We start from the raw sequence: 23,253 nt of genomic DNA, 5'->3' as shown, positions 1-23,253 counted from the left end.
CCGCCGCTCACGATTTTCAACAATTGGAGAGTAGCTATGTCTAACGATCTTGATGGAGATGTAAACCAGAGTACCCAGACCAACACTGAAGCACAAACCTTAACCGACAACGCTGCGGCAGTACACCGCATCGTCATCGTCGGCGGCGGTGCCGGTGGCCTTGAATTGGCTACCGCGCTCGGTGACAAGCTCGTCAAGAGCGGACGCATCAGTGTCGTGCTGGTCGACCGTTCATCCACCCACATCTGGAAGCCTCTGCTGCACGAAGTAGCAGCGGGCAGCATGGATGCAAACTCACACCAGCTCGAATATGCGGCACAAGCCCGCTGGCACCGCTTCGTCTATCAACCGGGTGAACTGCAAGGGCTGGATCGGGCACGCCAGACCATTACGATAGGCAGCCTGAACGACGACGATGGCGTCGAGTTATTGCCACGCCGTGAGATTCCTTACGACACGCTGGTCTTGTCGATCGGCAGTGTGACCAACTTCTTTAATGTGCCAGGCGCAGAAAAGAATGCGATCTCGATAGACACCATGCACCAGGCCGAGCACTTCCGGCGTCGCATGATAGGACTGTGCGTGCGTGCCGACCAGGCACAAAGCAAGCTGAACATTGCGATCATCGGCGGTGGTGCAACCGGCGTCGAGTTGTCGGCAGAGTTACGCAACACGGCAGAGATACTCGGTGCTTACGGTTTGCATCACCTCGATCCGCACCGCGATATCCGCATCAGCGTGATAGAAGCGGCACCGCGCATCTTGTCTGCATTGCCGGAACGTGTGTCGAGCAAGACCACCGAATTGCTCAACCACATGGAAATCGATGTCCTCATCGATGCCAAGGTTTCCGAAGTTCAGGAGCATGCAGTCATGCTCGCGAACGGCGACAGTGTGCCAGCCGACCTGACAGTATGGGCAGCAGGCATACGTGCACCGCAGATACTCAGCGAACTCGGCTTGCCGGTGAATCGCCTCGGTCAGGTGGTAGTGACACAAAGCCTGCAGACCGAAATCGATCCGAATATTTTTGCTTTCGGTGATTGCGCTGCATGCCCCTGGCCGGAGAAGAATAGTACGGTACCTCCACGTGCACAGGCGGCACATCAACAGGCCAGCTTCCTGTTCCATGCCATCAAGAAACGCCTCGACAATGAAGAGTTGCCGCTGTTCCAGTATCGCGATCTTGGTTCATTGGTATCACTCGGTCGCTTCGATGCGGTCGGCAACCTGATGGGGCCTTTGCTCGGCCGTGCGATGTTTATTGAAGGTGTGCTCGCGCGCCTGCTGTACATCTCGCTGTATCGCATGCATCTGGTTGCATTGCACGGTGTGATACGCACTTGCGCTGATACCATGGCGCATTGGTTAAGGCGCAAAACTTCACCACGCGTAAAATTGCACTAAACACACCTTAATCGCGTGCAGGTGTAGAAAAAAAATAATTGCACTATAATGCGCCGCTGCCTGTGTATCGGGCATGCGGCGTATTTCGTAATATGCATCGCAGAAAAATGTATACGGCCTTTTGCTAAAACTGCTGCTACACTTTCGGCAGTCAAATTAATAAAACGGTATCTCCGTTAAGAACCTAACAGTCTTATTCGCTAACGTGTCCTTAGTATCACGACACAACAAACCGGATGACACCTGCAGTGAGTGCAGGCAGTAACATCCAAAACAATCTGTGAGTAAAGTTGCTCGACCCAACAAATGGTCGCCGCTGTACTGTCTGCGGAATAGACAAGGCGTCCTGCTACACAAGTCGTCTGATCTTGCGTGGACACTTACTTTAAATTGCCGGGAACAACATGACATCACATAGTTTTTTTCCGTCCATGCCGCACGCTCTGAATGTGCTGACCGCCACCGGCCTGATCCTCATCGTCGGTATCCTCGGCTCGCATTTGCTGCGCCGTTTCTTTCCGCAAATACCTGCTATCAGCTGCTACGTGCTGACAGGTTTATTGATAGGTCCGTCGGTACTGAACCTGATCGACGCAGCCATGCTGGAAGAAATCAGCATCATGGTCGACCTCGCACTGGGACTGGTATTGTTTGAACTCGGCCGCCGGGTCGACTATAAGTGGTTGCTGCGTGAACGCGGCTTGCTGATTACCGGCGTCTTGCTGAGCCTGGTTACCTTCTTCGCACTGTTCCTGCTGCTGACGCAATTCGGTGTCAGCAAACTGGTCGCCAGCATGGTCGCCGCACTCGGCATGGCGACCTCACCTGCCGTGATCCTGAACGTGGTACGTGAAGTCAAAGCTGAAGGACAACTGACCGAGCGCATGCTCAACATCGTCGTGATCGGTAATGCACTGGCTTTCATTATCTTTTCTATGGGGCTGGCAGCGGTACACGTTGAATACGCGGCAGGTTGGCAAAGCTACATCCTGCACCCGCTCTACCTGTTGCTGGGTTCCGCTGCACTCGGCTGGATCATCAGCCGCCTGCTGGTATGGATAGGTCAATGGCTGGGTCGTGATAGCCAGGCGCAACTGATATTGGTGCTGGCACTGATCGCCGCAACGGTTGGTATCTCCGTCATGTTCAATTTGTCTGCACTGATCGCACTGCTGGTGTTTGGTATCGCCAGCCGCAGCTACGATGCACGCCACGCGATTGTTGAGCCTGACCTGAGCCAGTTCAGCGGTTTGTTCTATGTCGCGCTGTTTGTCTTTGCCGGTGCCAAGCTGGAACTGTCCCACCTGTTGACCTTGTGGCCGGCAGTGCTGGCCTTCATCGCACTGCGCCTCGCAATCGCGATGACCACCACCACCGCCATGGCACGTATCAACGGCGTAACCCTGCGCAAAGGTGCGTTGCTCGGCATAGGCCTGATGCCGCTGTCCGGCTTCAACATCATCATGGTGCAGCATGCGGTCGGTTACTATCCGCAGTTCGGTTCGCAACTCGCGGCACTGGTCGTATCGATACTCGTCATCCTGGAAATCATAGGCCCGGTCTGCACCCGCTATGCACTCGTTGCATCCGGTGAAGCCAAGCAATAAGCAAACAAGGAAACCCTATGCTGGAATTCAATAATTCGACTCCGTTGACGATGGGCGTGGAACTCGAACTGCAAATCGTCAACCGCCGCGACTACAACCTCACACGCGGCTCCAGCGATTTGCTCGTCATTATCGACAAGACCGATCACGGCTATGACATCAAGCCGGAAATCACCGAGAGCATGATCGAGATCGCCACTTCCGTGCATACCGATCACAAGGAAATGCTGGCCGAGTTGACCGCCATGCGTACCTTGCTGGTGAGCGCTGCCGACAAGCTCAATCTCGGCCTCGCCGGTGGTGGTGCGCATCCGTTCCAGCACTGGGAAGACCAGCGCATTTATCCGACTGATCGCTATCGTCTGGTGTCCGAGTTGTATGGCTACCTCGCGAAACAGTTCACCGTGTACGGCCAGCACATACACATAGGTTGCGCCACCGGTGATGAAGCGATACGCCTGGCACATATGCTGGCGCGCTACATTCCACACTTCATCACACTGTCGGCATCATCACCGTTTTACCAGGGTGTGGATACCACCTTCCAGTCCTCGCGACTGACCAGCATCAATGCTTTCCCACTGAGTGGCTACATGCCTTTCGTCACCGACTGGGATGCGTTCAATGCCTACTTCGACAAGATGTCCAGCCTAGGCATCGTGGCCAGCATGAAAGATTTTTACTGGGACATCCGGCCCAAGCCGGAATACGGAACGGTAGAGATCCGTGTCTGCGATACCCCGCTGTCGATAGAAGTGGCGGTCGCACTGGCAGGTTACGCGCAGACGCTGAGCAAGTTCTTCTTTGCGCAACAGGAACTGAAACCGGCGCAAGACACTTACCTGACCTATTCCTACAATCGCTTCCAGGCCTGCCGCTTCGGCTTCAACGGTGCCATCATCAATCCGATCAACGGCACCCAGACTTCGATCAAGGAAGACATACTGCAAACCTTCGATATGCTGGCCGATATTGCCCAGGAGCTAGGTACCACCGAAGCGATAGAGTTGTTGCGCCAGCGCATACAGGCAGGCCAGTCCGACGCTGACTGGCTACGCGCTTGCTACGAGAAATCGGGTTCGCTAAGCGATGTCGTGCGTCAACAAAGTGCGGTGTGGATGGCCCGCTAGGCATGTTTCCTTGCTGCACTGCACAGCAAATCTCCCCAATTTCCCTCTGCTGCTTGCACATGTAAGCGCTTTCCCACAGCAGAATCGGAAAACCACCGATTCTGCAATGTTATCAACTACTTCACAATTCACTCTGTAAAAGTCGTAGCTGCCTAACAGAGGAGAAGTGAATGTCGAACGGATTGAATGGTAGCGCTGAAGTCACAGATATATCGATTTCCAGCCTTCATGACATGGCCGTATTGCAAGCCCAGAATAGCTCCCACACCCATACGCTCAGCCAGCTGGCGCGTTGCGGCGACCTGTATGGCGCGTCCGCACCCATGCAGCAGTTATTCCAAATGATAGGCAAAGTGGCGCCGACCACTGCCAACGTCCTGATCGCAGGCGAAAGTGGCACCGGCAAGGAATTGGTCGCACAGGCCATTCATCAACTGAGCCGCGAACAGGATCAACCTTTCGTCGCCTTGAACTGTAGTGCCGTCTCTCCACAATTGATCGAAGCCGAATTGTTCGGCCATGAACGCGGCAGCTTTACCGGTGCAATCCGTATGCAAAAGGGTTGTTTCGAACGTGCGAACGGCGGCACCCTGTTCCTCGATGAAGTGACGGAAATGTCGCTCGATATGCAAGTCAAACTGCTGCGCGTACTCGAGAGCAGCCGCTTCTGCCGTATCGGCGCAGAAGAAGAAACCGAAGTAAAAGTCCGCGTTATCGCGGCGACCAACCGCGATCCGCTGGAAGCCATGAAGAGCGGTATCCTGCGTAGCGATCTCTTTTATCGCCTGGCAGTGTTCCCGCTGGATCTGCCGCCGTTGCGTGAGCGCAGCGAAGATATCCGCCTGCTGGCCAGCCTGTTCCTGCATCAGCTAAATGAGGAAGACGGTCGCGACCGCGTCTTTTCCAAAGCGTCGTGGCGTCTGTTGAATGAATACAGCTGGCCCGGCAATGTACGCGAACTGAAAAACGTCGTGCACCGCGCCTACATCATGGCGGATCACGAGCTGGAGCTGTTACCGCTGGTCAATCCGAACAAGACCATGGTCAGTGAGCAGATCGGCGATTGCGTCACCGTACAGCTGGGCAGCAAGCTGGCGGATGCCGAGCAACGCCTGATTTATGCCACTTTGGGCCACTGTGGCGGCAATAAGACTCTGACCGCCGAGGTGTTAGGTGTGAGCCTGAAAACCCTTTACAATCGTTTGAATGAATACCAGGCCAAGCTGTTCCTGGGCGATGTCATACCGCACGTGCGGCCCTATGGCGCACAAAGCCGGAATCAATAATCGGCCAGGTAGTCAGTTAAACGCGCATAACCATAATGATAAAAATTCTTGTAGTCGATGATCACGCAGTAGTACGAGCCGGTGTGCAATATTTCATTGCCCAGGTGCCGGACATGAAAATCGAAGGTGAAGCTGCTACTGCACAGGAAGCCATACGCCTGGTTCGCTCCCAGGATTGGGACATCGTGCTGCTCGACATCAATATGCCGGACAAAAGTGGTGTCGAAGTACTGAAACAGATCAAGCGTGAGAAACCGGACCTGCCGGTACTGATCCTGAGCATGCATCCGGAAAGCCGCTATGCGGTTCAGATCCTGCGCAGCGGTGCCAGCGGTTATGTACAGAAAGAAGCACTGGCTGAAGAGTTGGTGAACGCGATCCAGACCATACTGCGCGGTCACAAATACATCAGCCATACCGTTGCCGAATTACTGACGACAGAACTCGATACCAGTACCGAAAAGCCTTTGCACGAAACCCTGTCGAAACGCGAGTATGAAATTTTCTACAAGCTGTGTCAGGGGCATGGCGTGACCAAGATAGCGGAAGAACTGTGCCTGAGCGTGAAAACAGTCAGCACCTATCGGGCACGCGTATTGCAGAAGATGAATATGGAAAATAACGCCGGCATCATTTATTACGCAATCAAGCAAAACCTGATTGATTGATGCAGCCGGAAGTAGCAAGGCAAGTACAGCAATCGAAATTCTTAACCGTGGTTGAAATATGACTCAAGCGACGACTTTTGAAAACACAGTGAGCCAGCCCTTACGGGTCTTCCTCGTAGAGGATTCTCTGGACGTCCGTGAACTGATGATAGAGAACCTGGCGATGATCCCCGGCGTAGTGGTAGCTGGTGTGTCGGAGTCGGAAGGCGATGCACTGAATCAGTTGAACGCACTGCCCTGCGATGTGCTGATCGTTGATATCCAGCTGAAAAAAGGCAATGGCATCAACCTGCTGCGCCAGATTTCCGAAAAAGCCAAAGCAGTGAATGCCTTGAAAATCATCTGCAGCAACAATGCCACCGAAGTGTTCCGCCGCGTCGGTCGTCAATACGGCGTCAACCACTTCTTCGACAAGACGTCCGAGTTTCCGCAATTGTTTGAATTGGTCAAAAGCCTGAGCTCTGCCAACCTGGAATACAACGCCCGCGGCTAAACACCTGCCCTCGCCATTCAACTACGCGATTTTTCCGCCTCTATACCTTCTTCGTTTTCGTCATCCACTTCTATCTGCATGTTCTCAGCTGTCTTCGGTATGCTGATCGCGATAGTCGTCCCGCCCCCCGCACTACTGCTCACCCGCACTGAACCACCAAGATAACCGGCGCGCTCACGCATCCCGCGCAAGCCATGTGTAATCACGCCCGATTGTGCAGTCGGTATGCCGACGCCATTGTCGCGTATGGTCAGCATGATTTCATCGTCAGCATCATCCAGGATCACGTCGACCCGCGTTGCCTGTGCGTGCTTGGCGATATTATTGAGTGACTCCTGCACCATGCGGAACAAAGCGATATCCACCCGCGGTGCATAAATCAATCTGTCGTCCGGCAGGCTCGCGTTACAGGTTACACCTGTGTACTTCTCGAACTCGGCAGCTTGTTCAGCGATCGCAATCTTGATACCAAACACATCCAGCTTGTCCGGCCGCAAACCATTCTGGATACGGCGTGTCGCATCTGTAATCGAACTCAGCAAGGCTTTGATTTTGAGTGAGCGCTCGGTAAATTTAGGCTCTGCCGGTATTTGCTGGAACAGCAAAGACAAATGCATATTCAAGGCTGTGAGTGCGGAGCCCAGGTCGTCATGCAATTCGCGTGCGATCGAACGCTTCTCTTCTTCACGTGTAGTTTCCAGATGGCCGATCAATTCGCTGACTTCAGCAGTACGCGCCGCGACCAGTGCTTCCAGTTGCGTCTCGTGCGCTTTCAGTGAATCTTCCATGCGCTTGCGTTCGGTAATGTCGGTACTGATGCCGACCAGTCCCATGACTTGTCCGTTCGCATTCAGCCAAGGCGCTTTGGTGGAATGCATCGTATGCACGCCGCTGGCAAAATGTATCGTCGTTTCAAATACCTTGGGCACGCCGGCATCCAGCACGCTCTGGTCTTCCAGCTTGACTTGCTCCGCGTCTTCCCGCAACGGATAAAGGTCTATGCTGCGGTAACCGATGACTTCATCACGCTGCTTGCCGAGCAAACGCAGCTTGGCCGGATTCGCAAACACCATGCGACCACTGCTGTCCTTGACGAAAATCGCATCCGGTGTGTTGTCGCTGACGGCACGCAACAGCGCATTACTCTCTGCCAGCGCCGCCTCACCTTGTTGCCGCCCTTCATACTCGCGGTTGAGCAATGCAGCGGTACGACAAAACATAATGAACAACAGCGAGCTGCTCAGCAGAATCAGCAAAGGCGAAGCCTTGTCGGCATCGTAGTAACGATTCTGTACACCCCACTTGATCGCGAAATCGAGGATCACCAGCAGGATCAGGCTGTTCGGCAACAAACGTCGCAACAAGGGGCCACCGGGCGAAGTACTGTTCCACAAGCTCATCAGCCTGTGCTCCGGCCGCGCTGACAGGATACCGAGCGCCAGGATGAAGAAGATGATGGAGATAAACGGTGTGACGGTATGCGCGGCATTCAACTCGTCAACCGACATCACATTGTATAAATGGCCGATCAGCGGGATACCCATCACGCCAGCGAGGATGAAGGCTCCGTACTCGGACGGATAGTGATCGCGCGCAGTACGGTAATCCAGCAGTAATAAGCTTAGGCCAGCCAGCGTAAAGCCGAGCGCAGGCAGCGGTGCCATACGCTCCAGATAGGCTTTGTATTCAGATGTTGCCAGGGTCGGGAATACACGCTCGATACCGACATGCACACCAAACATATACTGCAGCAGGGTCGACAAACCGAGCAAGGCGACACAAAGCGCAACGATGGATGCCAGTACGGCAAATACGGTGCTGGCACGCGGCGTGGATACCTTGAAGGAGCGTAGTACCAGCGCCAGACCGGCCAATACAAAAGCCAGCGCGGTATTTGCCAGGATAGGCACCAAATCAAACAAGCGGTAATTCAGCACCCACAGGTCTTGCCGCACATTGACCATAGCCAGCACGCCCACACCCGCCATCAGCAATGCAGCCAATAGCGGCGCCCACAACGGAGTGAACGTGGTACGTACCGGCGGGGTAGTCAGCATAAATATTCCTGTGTGAGTAATGGGTAGCAACAGCTACTACGAACAACCATGCATGCGATGGCGACGGCTACGCTGCTGAACTGAACCGGACTGCGAAAATACACTATGCGCACTAACCGCAATACGGGCGGCACACGCAGCGATGATGACTGCAGCTGTTCCTACCTGAATATAGATGTGATCGGAATCAGCATAGCAGCATGCATAGAGTCTGCAAACACCTGCAAACCGACGCAAATTTTGATGCCGGTTCTCGCTGCTTTCCGGCAAACAGCAGTTCAGATGCTGCCCCTGTAAAATGGTTCCAAAAAGCCAACAAATTGTAGCATCCGTTTTGCTGATCAGCGTCGCCTCCTGCCCTTGCCGAGAGGCAAACAAAGTCCGCTTTTCCCACATGTAGCGTGTTCAAGCTACCCGGTAATTTTTACAAAAATATCAAAAAATAAACATAAGTCCTTGATTCATATAGGCGCAAAAGCTGGCCTGCACCTTGCGTAGTAAAGGGCAGGCACTTTGCCTTACCGCGATTTACTCGTGAGAAATTTGAACAAGGAGAATGCTATGAATTGGGACGTTATTGAAGGTAACTGGAAACAACTCAAAGGCAATATCAAAGAGCAATGGGGCAAGCTCACCGATGATCATCTCGACACGATCGCCGGCAAGCGCGACCAGCTCGCGGGCAAAATACAGGAAGCCTACGGCATCAACAAGGATGAAGCCGAGAAGCAGATCAAGGCTTTCGAAGACCGCAACCGCAACGACAAGCGCTACATGTAGTTAGCAGACAGTAGCGATGCAACGCTTTGCAGTGCGGGCCTATGGCTCGCCAGCAGCAAGACCTTCTAAACAACTATAAGGATGCCAAATGAAAAAATCCCTCTCTATGATAGTCATGGCTGCAGCCAGCTTCGGTTTTATGAGCGCTTCCTACGCAGCACCATCTGAAGTCAAGGCCAACTATGACGCGGCCAAAACCCGCGCGGAAGCCGATTACAAAGTCGCACGCGCAGCCTGTGACAATATGAAAGGCAATGCGAAAGACGTCTGCCAGGAAGAAGCCAAGGCTGGTGAAGTAAAAGCCAAAGCCGAAGCGGAAGCGACCTATAAAGGTACGCCTGCAGCTCAAAAGAAAGCACGTACTGACATTGCCGACGCCAACTACAAAGTGGCCAAGGAAAAATGTGATGACTTTAGCGGCAACAAAAAAGATGTCTGCGTAAAAGAAGCAAAAGCTACGCATGACTCCGCTGTTGCTGATGCCAAAGCATCGAAAGAAGTAAGCGATGCACGTAAAGATGCACGCGATGAAAAGAAAGATGCGCACGTAGCCGTGCAAAAAGAGAAGTGTGAAGCATTGGCGGGCGACGAGAAATCACGTTGTATCGCTGCCGCTAACGCTGGCAAGTAAGCACTGATGGCCGCGATAAGACAGCATAGCCTTATCCAGCCTGACTCTTGGTAAGACAGCGGCCCCGGTATCACTACCGGGGCCGTTTTTGTATGTCTGCCGTATCCGTCTGCTTATCTTCAGCCCGGATGGATCATGTCCTGCGGTTTGACCCACAAATCGAATTCCTCACTCGTCACATAGCCGAGCGCCAGCGCAGTTTCCTTCAGGTTGGCACCTTGCTGATGCGCCTGCTTCGCTATCTTCGCTGCCTTGTCGTAACCAATATGCGGTGCCAGTGCGGTCACCAGCATGAGTGAACGTTCCATCAAATCCGAGATGCGATCGCGATTGGCGACAATGCCGTGCGCGCAATGCTCATCGAAGCTATGGATGCCATCGGCCAGCAAGCGTACGCTTTGCAGAAAGTTATGCGCCATCAGTGGCTTGAACACATTCAACTCAAAATTGCCGGAAGCACCGCCGAAATTGAGCGCCACATCATTACCAAACACCTGACAACACAGCATCGTCACCGCTTCACTCTGCGTAGGATTGACCTTGCCCGGCATGATGGAACTACCCGGCTCGTTTTCCGGGATACTGAGTTCACCGAGACCGGAGCGCGGCCCGGAAGCCAGCCAGCGTACATCGTTGGCGATCTTCATCATGCTGGCGGCCAGGGTTTTCAAGCCGCCGTGCACACTCACCATCGCGTCATGCGCGGCCAGGGCAGCGAATTTATTGTGTGCACTTTTAAATGTCACACCGGTGCGATGCGTCAGCTCAGCGGCGACACGCACACCGAATTCGGGATGGGTATTCAGGCCGGTGCCGACAGCTGTGCCACCTACCGCGAGATCCTGTAACGGTGGCAGCAAGTGAGTGATGGCGGTAGCAGACTGCGCCAATTGCGCGACGTAGCCGGAGAACTCCTGCCCCAGCGTCAGCGGTGTCGCATCCTGCAAATGGGTGCGGCCTATCTTGACGATGTCGGCAAACTCCTCAGCCTTGCCGTTCAATGTGGTTTGCAATGCTTGCGTCGCTGGCAACAGCGTCTTGACGACGGCCACGCTGGCCGCCACATACATCGCGGTCGGAAAGATATCGTTGGATGACTGGCCGAGGTTGACATCATCATTCGGATGCACCAGACGCTGCTCGCCACGCTCACCACCGAGCAATTCCGAAGCGCGATTCGCCAGCACTTCATTCATATTCATATTGCTTTGCGTGCCGGAGCCGGTTTGCCACACGGCCAGCGGGAATTCATGCGGATGCTGGCCATTGATGACTTCCTCCGCTGCCTGGGCAATGGCTTGTGCCTTGTCCTTGGACAGCTTGCCGAGATCCAGGTTGACGATGGCGGCCGCACGTTTGACTTCGGCCAGCGCCACTATCAATTCCTGCGGCATTTTCTCGGTGGATATCTTGAAGTGTTCGAGTGAACGTTGCGTCTGCGCGCCCCACAAGCGTTGGCTATCCACTTCTATCGGGCCGAATGTGTCGCGTTCTGTACGGGTCGTCATGGGTTGATCCTGATTAGACTGTAAGAAGTAAAGACTACTGCAAAGCGCGCTTATTTGCTGGAGAGCACTCCTAATTATTCTCCGCCAGCGGACTGCGATCCAGGTGATACAACGCCACGATCAGACCCAGCGTCGACAGGAACAGGAACAGCGGGCCAAACAGCCAGAAGGTCAGCGGTACCGCCACAAAGAAGGCGCGCATACCCAGCGTATAAAACACTCCGGCGCTATTCAGACGCTGCCCTACCCGCTCCGGAGACAGCGAACCTTGTGCATCGGTTTGCGACAGATTGACCATAAACACCACATGGTTCAGCAGGCGCAGCGACATAGCAAAGGCAAAGAACGCCACCAGCAATACTGTCAACAGGCAGATAATTTTGATCACCCACCACTCGGCCGCGCGCGAACCACCGGCAAAGTCGAGCACATGCCAGGTACGCGACAAACTCTCGGCCTGGCCGGACAAGGTCAGCGTACCGAGGATCAGGAGGATGGAAGAAGAAGCCTTGAAGGTGGCAGTCATACCGAAGTTGCGCAGCGTCTGAACCGCCATCACATCCTTCTTGCCGCCGCTGGCCATCACATCTTTGACCCACAAGGCACGGGCACGATGATTGACCGAGTGCACGGAAAAATCAGGATCACGCCGTACCCGCATCATCAGGTACAGGTAATAAGCCAGCAACAACACACCACTCGCGCACAGCGCCATGACATCGACGTCGATCCCACTCATATTTCCCTCTGCATAATGAAGTAAACAGGATAGTCCTGCTATCTGCCGGCTAGCATAGCAGACCACACAGCGCCTACCCGATCCTACCCATAGTTTTCGCATGTGCTTATGACGAAAGCGACTTATGCGAAAACCGATGATGCATCAACGAAGAGATTCGTTCCGTTAATTTACAGCTGTCGTTAATCTTATTCCCAACAACGATAACGATTGAGTAAACACTGATTTGGTCATCTTCCTGTGCGCAAACGCAGGCATCCAATCCAGCAGCCGCCTCCGGCAATCTCACATCCGACACGACTCGATAAACCGGGCACGCACTCGTGCCTGCTTCACTATTCAAGGTAGAACATGGATCGCAGATTTTTTATCAAAAATACCGCATTGCTGACGCTGGCTGGCCTGGGTTCAGGTCTCTCACTCTCGGCACGTGCCGCCGCAGCACCCGATGAAATTCGTCTCGACTATGCGTACTACTCACCTACCAGCCTGGTACTGAAACACTTCGGCTGGCTCGAAGAGCAAGTCAAATCCAGCGGCATCAAAGTGAAATGGACACTGTCGCAAGGCAGTAACCGCGCACTCGAATACCTGAGCGCCAACAGCATAGACTTCGGCAGCACCGCGGGCCTTGCCGCCGTCCTGTCGCGCGCCAACGGCAATCCGATCAAGAGTGTGTACGTGTACTCGCGTCCGGAATGGACCGCACTGCTGGTACCTAAAGACTCACCGATCAAAACCGTGGCCGACCTCAAGGGTAAGAAAATCGCCGCCACCAAAGGCACCGATCCTTATCTCTTCCTGTTGCGCACACTGAAGGTCAACGGCCTGAAAAAATCCGATGTTGAAATCGTCCACCTGCAACATGCCGATGGTCGTGCAGCACTAGAAAGCGGCCGTATCGACGCCTGGGCAGGCCTGGATCCGCATATGGCTTCCAGCGAGTTACAAGCTGGCTCGCGCCTGCTGTATCGCAATGTCGCCTTCAACACCTATGGCTTCCTCAATGTGACCGAAGACTTCGCGAAGAAGTATCCGGATCAGGTCAAACAAGTCTTGCAAGCATATGAACGCGCACGCTTGTGGATACTGGCCAACCCGCGTGAAGCATCGCAAATCCAGGCGGATGAAGCGAAGATTTCGCTGGCTGTCGCCAAAGTGCAATTGAACCGCACCGACTTCTCGAATCCGTATATCGGCCGTGAACATCGTGAAGCCTTGCAGGCGGCCGCACCTATCCTGCTGCAGGAAGACCTGGTCAAGAAAGGAACGGACCTGAATAAAGTCATTAACGACCTGATCGATCCGAGCTTCGTGCAAACCCTGGCACCGAAGAAATCGGCGGCCTGATCTCACCGGATACCCAGCTCATGGATAACAGTCACAGCGCCCGCTTTATACCTGTCAACACCAGCCCTATCCGTTCGTCGCATGCAAGCACAAACACGCGCGCAACGAGCAAGGATGCGCCAGTTGTGACTGTCCAAGCCACGAGGCGCAGCCTGGCTTGGCTGGGCTGGATACTGCCGCTGGCTGCGCTGGGCCTGGTTGAAGTCTCCGCCCACCTGGGCTGGATACAGGCACGCCTGTTGCCACCACCCTCCGAAGTCGTGCAAACTCTGTCCGCATTACTCGATCAGGGCTTGCTGACACATATCAGCGCCAGCGTCGCGCGCGTGTTCTCCGGCTATGCCATCGGCACCGTACTCGCTGTCCTGTTCGGCTTATTCGTCGGCCTCAGCAAACATGCAGAAGCCTTCTTCGAACCGACCTTCCAGGCCTTGCGCGCCATTCCCAGCCTGGCCTGGGTACCGTTGCTCCTGCTGTGGTTCGGCATCGATGAAACACCGAAGATCACCCTCATCGCCATAGGCGCTTTCTTCCCTATCTATCTCGGTCTGGTCTCCGGCATCCGTAACGTTGATCGCAAGCTGATCGAGCTCGGTGAAATCTATGGCCTGTCTGCCCCGGCACTGGCGCGTCGCATCGTGTTGCCTGCCGCACTGCCCAGCCTGTTCACCGGCTTGCGCAACGGCTTGTCGCTGGCATGGATGTTCCTGGTCGCAGCAGAACTGATTGCCGCAACCAAGGGCATAGGCTATCTGCTCACCGATGGTCGCGAAACCAGCCGCCCGGATGTGGTACTGGCAGCGATCTTCCTGCTGGCCATACTCGGCAAAGTAACTGATGGCTTATTGAAGTGGCTGGAAACACGCAAGCTGGCGTGGTCTGATTCCCTCGCCACACGGTCGGTGTGAGGTCGTAACGATGAACACAGCAACTAAACCTTTACTCGACCTGCATGTACGCAGCAAGAGCTTCGGCGATCATATCGTCCTCGACCAGGTCACACTGACACTCGCCGCCGGTGAAGTGGTCAGCCTGGTCGGTAAATCCGGTTGCGGCAAAAGTACCTTGCTGCGCCTGATCGCCGGTCTCGACCAAAACTATAGCGGTGAGATTTCACTGGCTGGCGTACCGCTCAAAGGTGTCACGCCCGACATCGGCCTGATCTTCCAGGAGCCGCGTCTATTGCCCTGGCTTAGCGTCGCAGAGAACGTCGGCTTCAATCGTCCGGATCAGGACCGCACTCGTGCACATGACAACCCGCAAGTACAGGCCTTGCTGCATGAAGTCGGACTGAGCGCCGCGATTGATTATTTACCCAAGCAATTATCCGGCGGCATGGCACAACGCGCCGCCATAGCGCGCGGCCTGTTCAACCAGCCGCGCCTGCTATTGCTGGATGAACCGTTCTCAGCAGTCGATGCCTTTACCCGCATGCGCCTGCAGGACTTGCTGCTGACGCTGGCTGCTGAACATGGCTTTGCCGTGCTGCTGGTGACACACGATATCGATGAAGCAGCCTACCTCAGTGACCGCGTACTGACCATGGGACAAGGTGAAATCATCGAAGACACCCGCGTCGCCCTGCCACGTCCGCGCAATCGTCATTCGCCGGAGCTGGCCACTGCACGCGACAACATCCTCAGGGTGCTGGAAGAAATCCACGCCATTTAAATATTCAACATCGGGAGTAATCATGAAAACCAATTCCAAACTACGCCGTACACTACTGACCCTGCTGGCATTCAGCCCGCTGTTCGCACTGCCGGCACATGCGCAGAAAGCCGGCGATACCGTACGCATCGGCTATCAAAAGTCGTCGACCCTGATCACCGTACTGAAAACCCGCGGCACGCTGGAACAACGCCTCGGCGCATTGGGCGTAAAAGTAAGCTGGCATGAATTCGCCAGCGGCCTGCCACTGCTGGAAGCACTGAACGTCGGTGCAATCGATGTCTCCGCAGACGTCGCTGATACCGTCCCGGTATTCGCACAAGCAGCAGGTGCGCAACTAACCTATATCGCACAGGAATCGCCATCGCCGAGCGCACAAGCCATCGTCGTCAAGGCTGATTCGAATATCAAAACACTGGCCGACTTGCGCGGCAAACGCATCGGCTTTGCCAAGGCTGCGGGCGCACACTATCTGCTGATCGCTGCACTGGAAAAAGCTGGTCTCTCACTCAAGGATATCCAACTTGCCTACCTGGCCCCGGCCGATGGTCGCGCTGCCTTTGAGCGTGGTTCGATAGATGCATGGGTCATCTGGGACCCTTTCCTCGCTGCCGTACAACGCCAGGCGCAAGTACGCGTACTGACCGATGGTCGTGGCCTGGCTGATTACCAGCGCTATTACCTGGCATCGACACCGTATGCGAAAGCACGTCCCGATATCGTCAAAGTCATCGTCGACTCATTGTCCGAGACCGGTAAGTGGGTCAAGCAATCCCCCAAAGACGCTGCTGCGCTGCTGGCACCGGTTTGGGGTCTGGATGTAGCAACGGTTGAACAAGCGAATGCACGCCGCAGCTACGAAGTACGCGCCGTGTTGCCGGAACGTCTGGGCGAACAACAAAAAATCGCCGACGCCTTCCTGGCTGAAGGTTTATTGCCGAAGAAGGTCAACGCGACTGCCGTACCCGTTTTTTAATTCACGTAACACCAGCATTGGAATAATCAGATCATGGGTCAAATACTGAAGCTCGATGAGCAAGCCGCAGCACGCTATACGCCGGATCATCTGGTAGCACGCGATTTCGGTGCGTTGACAGATGCGGTCGAGCAAACCGCGGCTGCACTGGCACTCACTGCAACCGAGCGCGATCGCAGCGGCGGCACCGCCTGGACCGAGCGCCAGGTATTGCGTGACAGTGGTTTGCTGAAGCTGGCGGTACCTGCCGCCTTCGGTGGGCCAGAGACTCCATGGCCGACTATATACAAAATCATCCGTCGCTTTGCCGAAGTCGACAGCTCGCTCGCACATTTGTTTGGCTTCCAGCATTTGCAGGTAGCCAGTGTCGCGCTGTTCGGCAATCCGGAACAAAAAGCCCGCTACCTCGGCAAAACCGTCAGTGAAAACTGGTTCTGGGGCAATGCGACGAATGGGCTAGATACGCGTGCCACACTGGTCTGGCGTGATGGCAAGGATGGCGATGCAGGCTACTACGAGCTCAATGGCATCAAGTCATTCTGCTCGGGTGCAACCGGCTCCGACATGCTCAACATCACCGCGCCGCGTTCAGCTGATCCGGCGGATCGCGTCTTTCTATCCATCCCGACCGCACGAGACGGTGTCAATGTACTCGATGACTGGGACAACCTGGGTCAGCGACAAACCGATAGCGGCTCTGTTACTTTCGACAAAGTGCGGGTGGAAGCACATGAAGTACTCGGCCCACCGGGCACTTCCGGTACACCACGCGCGACGCTACGTACACTGGTCTCGCAACTGATACTGATCGAAATTTATATCGGCAATGCGCAAGGTGCGTTGCTGAACGCGTGGAAGTACACGCATGAGCAGGGTCGCCCGTGGTTAACTTCCGGTGTGGCGCGTGCGATAGACGATCCGTTTACACAGCAACACTATGGTGATTTGCGCATCGCGCTGCGCGGAGCAATCGCATTGGCAGAGGATGCAGCGACCAGATTGCAGAAAGCATGGGAACGTGGCGATGCACTGACCGCAGAAGAACGCGGCACGCTGGCAGTGGCTATCTATGAAACCAAGATAGCGGCAGCGCGCGTCGCACTGGATATCACCGCAAAGATATTTGAAGTCATGGGCGCGCGCGCTACGGCGGCCAAGTATGGCTTTGATCGCTACTGGCGCAATGTGCGGGTACACACACTGCACGATTCACTGGACTACAAACTCAAGGATGTCGGCCAGTGGGTGCTGACCGGAGAGGTGCCCACGCCTTCGATTTACTCCTGACCTGGCTGGCTCAAGGCTGCTTGCCACCTTTTGCCAGGCCAGCCTTGAGTTCATCCACCAGCGCATCCGGCACGTAATGCGGCCCGTCAAATAAATACACCTGACGTGCGCCGTAGGTATTCAGTTGCGGCATCAGCTCGGCTGCGGTCGCGGCGCGAAAGCCACCACCCACCTGTGGCCGGAATGCTTCGACGATCACGCGTACACGATTCTTGCCGAGCCGCTTTTCCATCGCAGTCACATAATCAAGCGCGACGCTTGCTTCACGCGCATGCACACCGACGCCATCCTGGAAAAACACACCTACATCCTTGGGCAACCAGAGTTCCAGCCACTTCGCCACATCATCCGGCCCGACGTTTGCACTGTCATACACACTGATCCACAAAGGACGCGGTAACTTGTTGAGGATGGCGGCCAGCTTGGGCGCATCACCCCAGGTCGGATCTATCTCTACCGGGAAATACCAGCCGACTACATTCAACGGTGTCGGCAACTTGGCCAGGCGTTCCGACAAGGCACCCAGCTGCTCCACGTTGGCGCGCGCCTTGTTCTCATCAAAATATCCGGCCAGGCCGAGTATCACCTCCTTGGCCCACGGTTCCGCTGCTATGCGCTTCCAGTCAGGCAGCTTGGGTGCGGTCGGAATCCCGGCACCGCTGACGAATGCCAGGTTGTCGACGGCTGTCCACTGCACCAATAGCTGACGCGCGCCTATCTGATCCCATTTACCTTTGGGATCGATGACTGCATTCTCAGGCTGCCATACGACGCCGCTGATGGTCGAGGCACAAGCGGTAAGCATGCTGACGCCACCTAACAATGCAGACAGCAACAAACAGCGAGCGAGGAAAGGTCGTGCGGAAGGAAAGAAGCTGGATTCAACTGCAGACGACATAGTGATCCCTGACGACAAAGTAGTTCATTGTGCACTCTTTACGCGTCAGGGGGAAATAGGTACGTGCTTCATGTCCGCGCAGCAAGATGTCAGTAAGCAAGTGTGGTACGAAAGACCACCCCTTCTGCCCTGTCATCACCTGACAACTTGAAGCGATACTGCAGCGAGAAATCAACATACGATTGCGGTGCCTTGTAGTGATCTTCGCGGAACCAGTAACGCATGCTGACACCGGGCCCCATGCCGATAGCAGTTTTATCGGCTGGCAGTTTCAAGCTCGAATTGAAATCCGAACCGATAACGACATGCGGTGTGATGGTCAGCTTGGGATTGATATCATCCAGTCGGTAGGTACGTCCCAGCTGACCTTCAAACACAGAGTAGGTCTGTTTATTGTCTATATACCGTCCGACCTCACCGAAGATCTGTCCCGTCCACCAGCTAGGCTGATCGACCCGTAAATCGGTGCCGAAAGAATTCGAATAGGCCAGACGTGCGATCCAGTCGCCATCACCGGAGGCCGAGCCTATCTTGATCTGGCGCTGCAGGGCCATGATGAAGTTGGTTTCACTGAATGGCTTCCAGCGGATACCGATACCACCTTGCGCGGTTGGTGCACCGGTGACGGCATTGTTTTTGTTGTACACGGTCTCAAACACACTGGCGTAAATCTCTATCGGACGCCCGCTGCGATAACCGAATGGCCGCCAGTAAACTTCACCACCTATCTGCGCACTATTATTGGTGCCGCTAGGTGTAATACCGGAACCTGGCTGCAGGCTGGCACCGCGATAGTTGAGGGAGGCGGTCGCACCCCAGGTACGTTCTATATCGGCTATCGCGCGCCGGGTTTCAAACAGTTGCTGCGGTGTGAGTGTGATGTCACCTTTGTCTACCGCATCTACAGTGCGCCTGAAGTATCTCGATGCATCCGGATCACGGCGCGCATTCAATGCAGTATAGGCAGTATCCGGTATCGCAGCAGCTGGCAGACTGCCTTCCCGGTCAGCCTGGTCAAACAAGCTAAAGGCGCGCTTGCTCTCGCCTGCGGATGCAGCGACATAAGCCTGCTCGACTTTCGGCATGCCATCGAACACACCCGCTTCTTCAGCGGCGTTGTAGCGACGACTGGCTTCCTTGCGCTCATGCAGACGCGACAGCATATTGATTTGCAGCGGCACCGATGCAGTACCCAGTTGTAACACATTTTTATAGTCCTGCTCGGCCAGTTCCTTCTTGCCCAGCGCTTCACGCACGCGTCCGCGCTGCGCCAGCATCTCCGGATCACGGTTGCCACCATCGATAGCCAGTGTCGCTTCGCGTTCGGCGGCTTCCAGCTGTTTATCGCGGGTGAGGATATTCACCAGCAGTAATTGATAGGCAGGATTGCCCGGCGACTTCTGCAAGGCTGCCCGTGTCTGACTCAGCGCCAGCGAGTAGTCGTTGCTGGCCAGTGCCTTGTACGCAGCGTCAGCACTCGCGTATGCCGGATCAGGCGGTGGACTACCTGGCATCAAACCACAGACTTCAGCATTCGCCTCGCCCCGACAACGCAAGGCTGGCGGTGGCATCGCCTGCGAGCTAACTACTTGTTGCTGACTCGCCTGGCGCAAGCGTAACTCGGCGGCGCTGCGCTTCCGGCTTGCGACTGCAGCATTGCCATCCAGCGATTCCAGTACCTTCAAGGCAGCATCCGGTTCACCCGCGTACAAATCAGCATCGGCAATGATCAAACGCAGGTTGACCATATCTTCAGTCGTCATGCTGCCACGCAACGCCAGTGCCTGTTCAAAATCAGCAGTCGCGGCCGCACGCTGGCCCTGGCGTTGCCGGATATAGCCGTGCCAGGTCAAAGCCACCGGATCATTTCCTTTTTGCAGCAAGGGTTCCAGCGCCTGCGATGCTTCATCCAGCCTGTCCGCACCCAACAATGACTGCACCAACAGCAAGCGATAAACGCGACGCTCCGGTGCGTACTTCACAGCACGTTGTGCTGCGTCGATGGCCTGCGCGTAATTCTGCTTATCCAGTGCCTGGTATATCTGCGTGCCTGCTGCATTCGCGAGATTCTGATTCACCACTACGCGCTCTTGCGCGAACGAAGAACGTGGGCCAAAGCGTTGCAAGGCCTGCGTCACGGTCTGGTCCGCTTCATCAAATCGCTGCGCTGCCAATTGGGAATTGATCAGCAAGGTCCAGTACGCTGAATTAGCCGGTGCCAGTCGCACCGCATGCTGTGCATGGTCGATGGCTGCGACGTAATCCTTTTTGTTATAGGCCTTATAGCCCTTATCAGCAGCGATATAGGCGGGATTGTTTGCCGGGGTGGCAGCTGACGCTGGCTTTCGTGCTGCGGCTATCGCTTGTTGCTGGCTCTTTTGCGAGGCTTCCGCCTGTGTCAGCAACTGTTTCAGGCGTGCTACATCGGGGCGCAGGCGCACGGCTTCGCGTGCCTGCTCGGCCGCTTTCGCATAGTCACCTTTTGCGTATGACTTGTATGCTGCATCTGCCATTTCATAAGCGGGACCGCTCAGTGGTACATCTATTTCTTCCGCAGCGACATGCGTCAACATCCCTGCATTCATCAGCAGCAATAAAAGAAGATTTGTTTTTTTCATTATGGTTGGCTCTCTTGTGCTGCACGTAGACGACGTTGTTCTTCCACTACCTGTTCTATGACATGACGTTCGATCACACCGCTCTCCACCAGATAATCACCGATACGACCATGCTCTTCCGGCCGGTAGGCATCCATCGCGGCATCGAATGCTTCTTTGTTTACCAAGCCGTGTTCTATCAGCAGATCGCCGAGCAGCGGTACGCTGGTCGCACCTTCCGGCAACGGCCTGAAGGCATCTGTTTCCCCTCGCAAGTAACGCAAACCGGCAGCGATCTCGCTATCACGCGCGATACGCAACGCCGGATCCTGACCGAATACGATGGATACTTCCTGCATCTCCTCGGGAGTCAGCGGTGCTGCCACGACGACCAGCGGGCGATTGTGCATATCGTTGCCGATATACAGCATACGCAGGCGCACACATAATTCCAGCGGGACATACCCGGCATACTTCTCTACCAGCTCTGCATCCAGAGTCGCACGCGGCAAGTCAGACTGGAAGGCTATCGCTTCAGCCAGTGTTTCTTCATCCAGCCAGCCATTTGAAATCAGGATGCGACCGAGCGGCCTGTGTGTTTTATCCCGCTCCTGCAATGCATCGCTCATCTTTTGCGCATCGACTGCTTGCCATGCCGTCAGCACTTCACCCAGCAATTGCCGCTTCTGTACCAATTGCGAGGTAGTCGGAAAGTCATGCATGGTTTTATCCCACACCATCTTTTTCCCCATCAGCATATGACCGGAGAATAGTTTCCATGCACGGCATACCGCCATGAAGTTGATGATGTTACCGACCACCATGCGCGGGATAGACATCAGTCCATGTTCCCAGCCATACAGCCGCGCGACAAAATAGAAGCGCTGGATTACGCGCAAAGCCAGCGCAAACAGAATGAACTGCGCCACCCACTGCAACCAGCTTCCCTCGACGAAGAGGCTGGGGAACTCCAGGGTCCAAATCCCGACCAGATGGGCAAGATAAAACAGGATGAACTGGAAGAACAGCACATAAGCAACCACGCTGACGATAGAGGTCACTATCCCTTTGCGATCACGGAACAACAGGTATTTATGCGCGAACGAACCGCGCCAGCCCATCTGTTCCCAGTTCTGCATGCTGATACCGAGCACCCAGCGTGCTTTTTGTCGATAGGAAGTGCGAAAGGTATCGGGAAAAAATTCGCGCACACATAAAGGCATGCGGATAACGCGCTCCTTATCCGGCCCAAGGCCAAACCAGCGCCGCCCACGCGTCACGAAATCAACCGGGAATACAGCAAAGATGGATTTCATGCCCATCGCAGCCAGGCGATTACCGACGTCATAATCTTCCGTCAGGCTTTCCGTATTGAAGGGCTGGTTATTGGTAGTCGCCGCCAGTGCCAGCAAGGCGCGGCGCGAGAAGCAGGTGCCAACACCAGCCGATGGCACGGTACCGGTGACGCTTTCACGCACCACCAGATCCTTGGCATGCCACTCGGCGAATTCATCCATGTAAACACCTGCCACCAGCTCGTACCACTCTCGTTCCAGCGAAGCGACTGGTAACTGGATCATGTCTTTACGTGGCAACAGATAGTTGAAGAACTTCAGTTCCAGCGGATGCAGCACGTCTTCACTATCGTGCAGGATGACACCGGCAAACTCGATCCCGGCTTGCTGCTCATGCAGGAAAATGGCCTGGATCACCCAGTTCAGACAATCGGCCTTGCAGGTGGGACCATCATGCGGCACTTCGACGCGCCGCAATTGCTTGTAACGCCGCCGCATGCGTTCGACTTCTTCTATCGTCCGCTGGTCGTTGACGTAAGTACCGACGAAGACGGTGTAATTGCGATAGTCGAGCGTTGCCACCATGCTTTCTATCATCTGTGCGATCACATCGTATTCGAGCCAGGCTGGCACCATGATGGCCAGATGCTGTTCTTCGCGCTCCTTGATCTGTTCCGGTGTCAACGGGCGATAGCTGTCGTTATTCCTGAAGCGGAATTTACGTATGATTTCACGCGTCCAATACCAACCATCGATAAACAAATCATCGAAACTGGAAATCATGATGAGTACCGCCACTACGACGGCGATACTCTCCAGTGCGCTGTAATACTGCGCGAAGAAAATCGGCCAGAATAGAGAATCGGCACTCAA

Annotated in this window: 19 protein-coding genes; 13 read left to right on the top strand and 6 right to left on the bottom strand. The window is 55.0% G+C overall.

Annotation, left to right across the window (positions count from 1 at the left end; all coding sequences use genetic code 11):
- Positions 1–36: 36 nt before the first annotated feature.
- The 6 genes from H7U06_RS11335 (at position 37) to H7U06_RS11310 (ending at position 6,591) form a co-directional block, all read left to right on the top strand.
- Positions 37–1,407, top strand: coding sequence for an NAD(P)/FAD-dependent oxidoreductase (locus tag H7U06_RS11335; protein WP_175626279.1), 1,371 nt, complete (start codon positions 37–39; stop codon positions 1,405–1,407).
- A gap of 404 nt (positions 1,408–1,811) precedes the next feature.
- Entirely contained in the window at positions 1,812–3,014 is a 1,203-nt protein-coding gene (locus tag H7U06_RS11330; RefSeq protein ID WP_175626278.1) for a cation:proton antiporter, read from the top strand.
- Positions 3,015–3,031: 17 nt separating this feature from the next.
- Complete coding sequence (locus tag H7U06_RS11325) at positions 3,032–4,144, top strand: YbdK family carboxylate-amine ligase (RefSeq protein WP_175626277.1); 1,113 nt, start codon at positions 3,032–3,034, stop codon at positions 4,142–4,144.
- Between the two features lie 170 nt (positions 4,145–4,314).
- Positions 4,315–5,430 carry a sigma-54-dependent Fis family transcriptional regulator gene (locus tag H7U06_RS11320; RefSeq protein ID WP_175626276.1) on the top strand — a complete coding sequence of 372 codons (1,116 nt, stop codon included), beginning with the start codon at positions 4,315–4,317 and terminating at the stop codon, positions 5,428–5,430.
- A 35-nt stretch (positions 5,431–5,465) separates the two neighbouring features.
- A complete protein-coding gene (locus tag H7U06_RS11315) occupies positions 5,466–6,098 on the top strand; it encodes a response regulator transcription factor (protein WP_124574916.1) in 633 nt (210 codons plus the stop codon).
- Positions 6,099–6,156: 58 nt separating this feature from the next.
- Complete coding sequence (locus H7U06_RS11310; protein ID WP_175626275.1) at positions 6,157–6,591, top strand: response regulator; 435 nt, start codon at positions 6,157–6,159, stop codon at positions 6,589–6,591.
- Between the two features lie 17 nt (positions 6,592–6,608).
- Here the strand turns inward: H7U06_RS11310 and H7U06_RS11305 are convergent, their stop codons facing one another.
- A complete protein-coding gene (locus tag H7U06_RS11305) occupies positions 6,609–8,648 on the bottom strand; it encodes a PAS domain-containing protein (RefSeq protein ID WP_175626274.1) in 2,040 nt (679 codons plus the stop codon).
- A gap of 561 nt (positions 8,649–9,209) precedes the next feature.
- Between H7U06_RS11305 and H7U06_RS11300 the strand changes: the two genes are divergently transcribed.
- Both H7U06_RS11300 and H7U06_RS11295 read left to right on the top strand, forming a co-directional pair.
- Positions 9,210–9,428 (top strand): CsbD family protein, encoded by a 219-nt coding sequence (locus tag H7U06_RS11300; RefSeq protein WP_175626273.1) that lies wholly within the window; start codon positions 9,210–9,212, stop codon positions 9,426–9,428.
- A gap of 88 nt (positions 9,429–9,516) precedes the next feature.
- Positions 9,517–10,059, top strand: a complete 543-nt coding sequence (locus H7U06_RS11295) for a hypothetical protein (protein WP_175626272.1) — start codon at positions 9,517–9,519, stop codon at positions 10,057–10,059.
- 119 nt (positions 10,060–10,178) lie between these two features.
- Here H7U06_RS11295 and fumC read toward each other — a convergent pair whose 3' ends face one another.
- Both fumC and H7U06_RS11285 read right to left on the bottom strand, forming a co-directional pair.
- Positions 10,179–11,567: a class II fumarate hydratase gene (gene fumC, locus H7U06_RS11290; RefSeq protein WP_175626271.1), complete on the bottom strand. Its 1,389-nt coding sequence runs from the start codon at positions 11,565–11,567 to the stop codon at positions 10,179–10,181.
- Positions 11,568–11,637: 70 nt separating this feature from the next.
- Entirely contained in the window at positions 11,638–12,306 is a 669-nt protein-coding gene (locus H7U06_RS11285) for a DUF599 domain-containing protein (protein WP_175626270.1), read from the bottom strand.
- A 351-nt stretch (positions 12,307–12,657) separates the two neighbouring features.
- Between H7U06_RS11285 and H7U06_RS11280 the strand changes: the two genes are divergently transcribed.
- From H7U06_RS11280 to H7U06_RS11260, 5 genes are read left to right on the top strand one after another with little or no spacing between them, the layout of a single operon-like run.
- Entirely contained in the window at positions 12,658–13,656 is a 999-nt protein-coding gene (locus H7U06_RS11280) for an aliphatic sulfonate ABC transporter substrate-binding protein (protein WP_175626269.1), read from the top strand.
- A gap of 20 nt (positions 13,657–13,676) precedes the next feature.
- A complete protein-coding gene (locus H7U06_RS11275; RefSeq protein WP_175626268.1) occupies positions 13,677–14,564 on the top strand; it encodes an ABC transporter permease in 888 nt (295 codons plus the stop codon).
- 10 nt (positions 14,565–14,574) lie between these two features.
- Complete coding sequence (locus H7U06_RS11270) at positions 14,575–15,327, top strand: ABC transporter ATP-binding protein (RefSeq protein ID WP_175626267.1); 753 nt, start codon at positions 14,575–14,577, stop codon at positions 15,325–15,327.
- A gap of 22 nt (positions 15,328–15,349) precedes the next feature.
- Complete coding sequence (locus H7U06_RS11265) at positions 15,350–16,303, top strand: aliphatic sulfonate ABC transporter substrate-binding protein (protein WP_175626266.1); 954 nt, start codon at positions 15,350–15,352, stop codon at positions 16,301–16,303.
- Positions 16,304–16,336: 33 nt separating this feature from the next.
- Positions 16,337–17,590, top strand: a complete 1,254-nt coding sequence (locus H7U06_RS11260; protein ID WP_175626265.1) for an acyl-CoA dehydrogenase family protein — start codon at positions 16,337–16,339, stop codon at positions 17,588–17,590.
- Positions 17,591–17,600: 10 nt separating this feature from the next.
- On the opposite strand, the gene H7U06_RS11255 is transcribed toward H7U06_RS11260, so the two are convergent.
- From H7U06_RS11255 to H7U06_RS11245, 3 genes are all read right to left on the bottom strand, one after another.
- Positions 17,601–18,488 (bottom strand): hypothetical protein, encoded by an 888-nt coding sequence (locus H7U06_RS11255; protein WP_175626264.1) that lies wholly within the window; start codon positions 18,486–18,488, stop codon positions 17,601–17,603.
- A gap of 89 nt (positions 18,489–18,577) precedes the next feature.
- Positions 18,578–21,106: a bacteriophage N4 adsorption protein A gene (locus H7U06_RS11250; protein WP_175626263.1), complete on the bottom strand. Its 2,529-nt coding sequence runs from the start codon at positions 21,104–21,106 to the stop codon at positions 18,578–18,580.
- Positions 21,106–23,253: a glycosyl transferase family protein gene (locus tag H7U06_RS11245; protein ID WP_175626262.1), complete on the bottom strand. Its 2,148-nt coding sequence runs from the start codon at positions 23,251–23,253 to the stop codon at positions 21,106–21,108. Before H7U06_RS11245 ends, H7U06_RS11250 begins: the two co-directional genes overlap by 1 nt.

It is taken from the genome of Herminiimonas sp. Marseille-P9896, from assembly GCF_903993245.1.
GTDB lineage: Bacteria > Pseudomonadota > Gammaproteobacteria > Burkholderiales > Burkholderiaceae_D > Oxalicibacterium > Oxalicibacterium contaminans.
This window is presented reverse-complemented; position numbering and strand designations above follow the sequence as displayed.

Excerpts from the sequence above, each read along its gene's own strand:
- fumC (WP_175626271.1), bottom strand. The coding sequence starts at position 11,567 with ATGACGACCCGTACAGAACGCGACACATTCGGCCCGATAGAAGTGGAT.
- H7U06_RS11335 (WP_175626279.1), top strand. The coding sequence starts at position 37 with ATGTCTAACGATCTTGATGGAGATGTAAACCAGAGTACCCAGACCAAC.
- H7U06_RS11255 (WP_175626264.1), bottom strand. The coding sequence starts at position 18,488 with ATGTCGTCTGCAGTTGAATCCAGCTTCTTTCCTTCCGCACGACCTTTC.
- H7U06_RS11300 (WP_175626273.1), top strand. The coding sequence starts at position 9,210 with ATGAATTGGGACGTTATTGAAGGTAACTGGAAACAACTCAAAGGCAAT.
- H7U06_RS11295 (WP_175626272.1), top strand. The coding sequence starts at position 9,517 with ATGAAAAAATCCCTCTCTATGATAGTCATGGCTGCAGCCAGCTTCGGT.
- H7U06_RS11320 (WP_175626276.1), top strand. The coding sequence starts at position 4,315 with ATGTCGAACGGATTGAATGGTAGCGCTGAAGTCACAGATATATCGATT.
- H7U06_RS11285 (WP_175626270.1), bottom strand. The coding sequence starts at position 12,306 with ATGAGTGGGATCGACGTCGATGTCATGGCGCTGTGCGCGAGTGGTGTG.
- H7U06_RS11325 (WP_175626277.1), top strand. The coding sequence starts at position 3,032 with ATGCTGGAATTCAATAATTCGACTCCGTTGACGATGGGCGTGGAACTC.
- H7U06_RS11270 (WP_175626267.1), top strand. The coding sequence starts at position 14,575 with ATGAACACAGCAACTAAACCTTTACTCGACCTGCATGTACGCAGCAAG.
- H7U06_RS11260 (WP_175626265.1), top strand. The coding sequence starts at position 16,337 with ATGGGTCAAATACTGAAGCTCGATGAGCAAGCCGCAGCACGCTATACG.
- H7U06_RS11310 (WP_175626275.1), top strand. The coding sequence starts at position 6,157 with ATGACTCAAGCGACGACTTTTGAAAACACAGTGAGCCAGCCCTTACGG.
- H7U06_RS11275 (WP_175626268.1), top strand. The coding sequence starts at position 13,677 with ATGGATAACAGTCACAGCGCCCGCTTTATACCTGTCAACACCAGCCCT.
- H7U06_RS11280 (WP_175626269.1), top strand. The coding sequence starts at position 12,658 with ATGGATCGCAGATTTTTTATCAAAAATACCGCATTGCTGACGCTGGCT.
- H7U06_RS11330 (WP_175626278.1), top strand. The coding sequence starts at position 1,812 with ATGACATCACATAGTTTTTTTCCGTCCATGCCGCACGCTCTGAATGTG.
- H7U06_RS11305 (WP_175626274.1), bottom strand. The coding sequence starts at position 8,648 with ATGCTGACTACCCCGCCGGTACGTACCACGTTCACTCCGTTGTGGGCG.
- H7U06_RS11315 (WP_124574916.1), top strand. The coding sequence starts at position 5,466 with ATGATAAAAATTCTTGTAGTCGATGATCACGCAGTAGTACGAGCCGGT.
- H7U06_RS11250 (WP_175626263.1), bottom strand. The coding sequence starts at position 21,106 with ATGAAAAAAACAAATCTTCTTTTATTGCTGCTGATGAATGCAGGGATG.
- H7U06_RS11265 (WP_175626266.1), top strand. The coding sequence starts at position 15,350 with ATGAAAACCAATTCCAAACTACGCCGTACACTACTGACCCTGCTGGCA.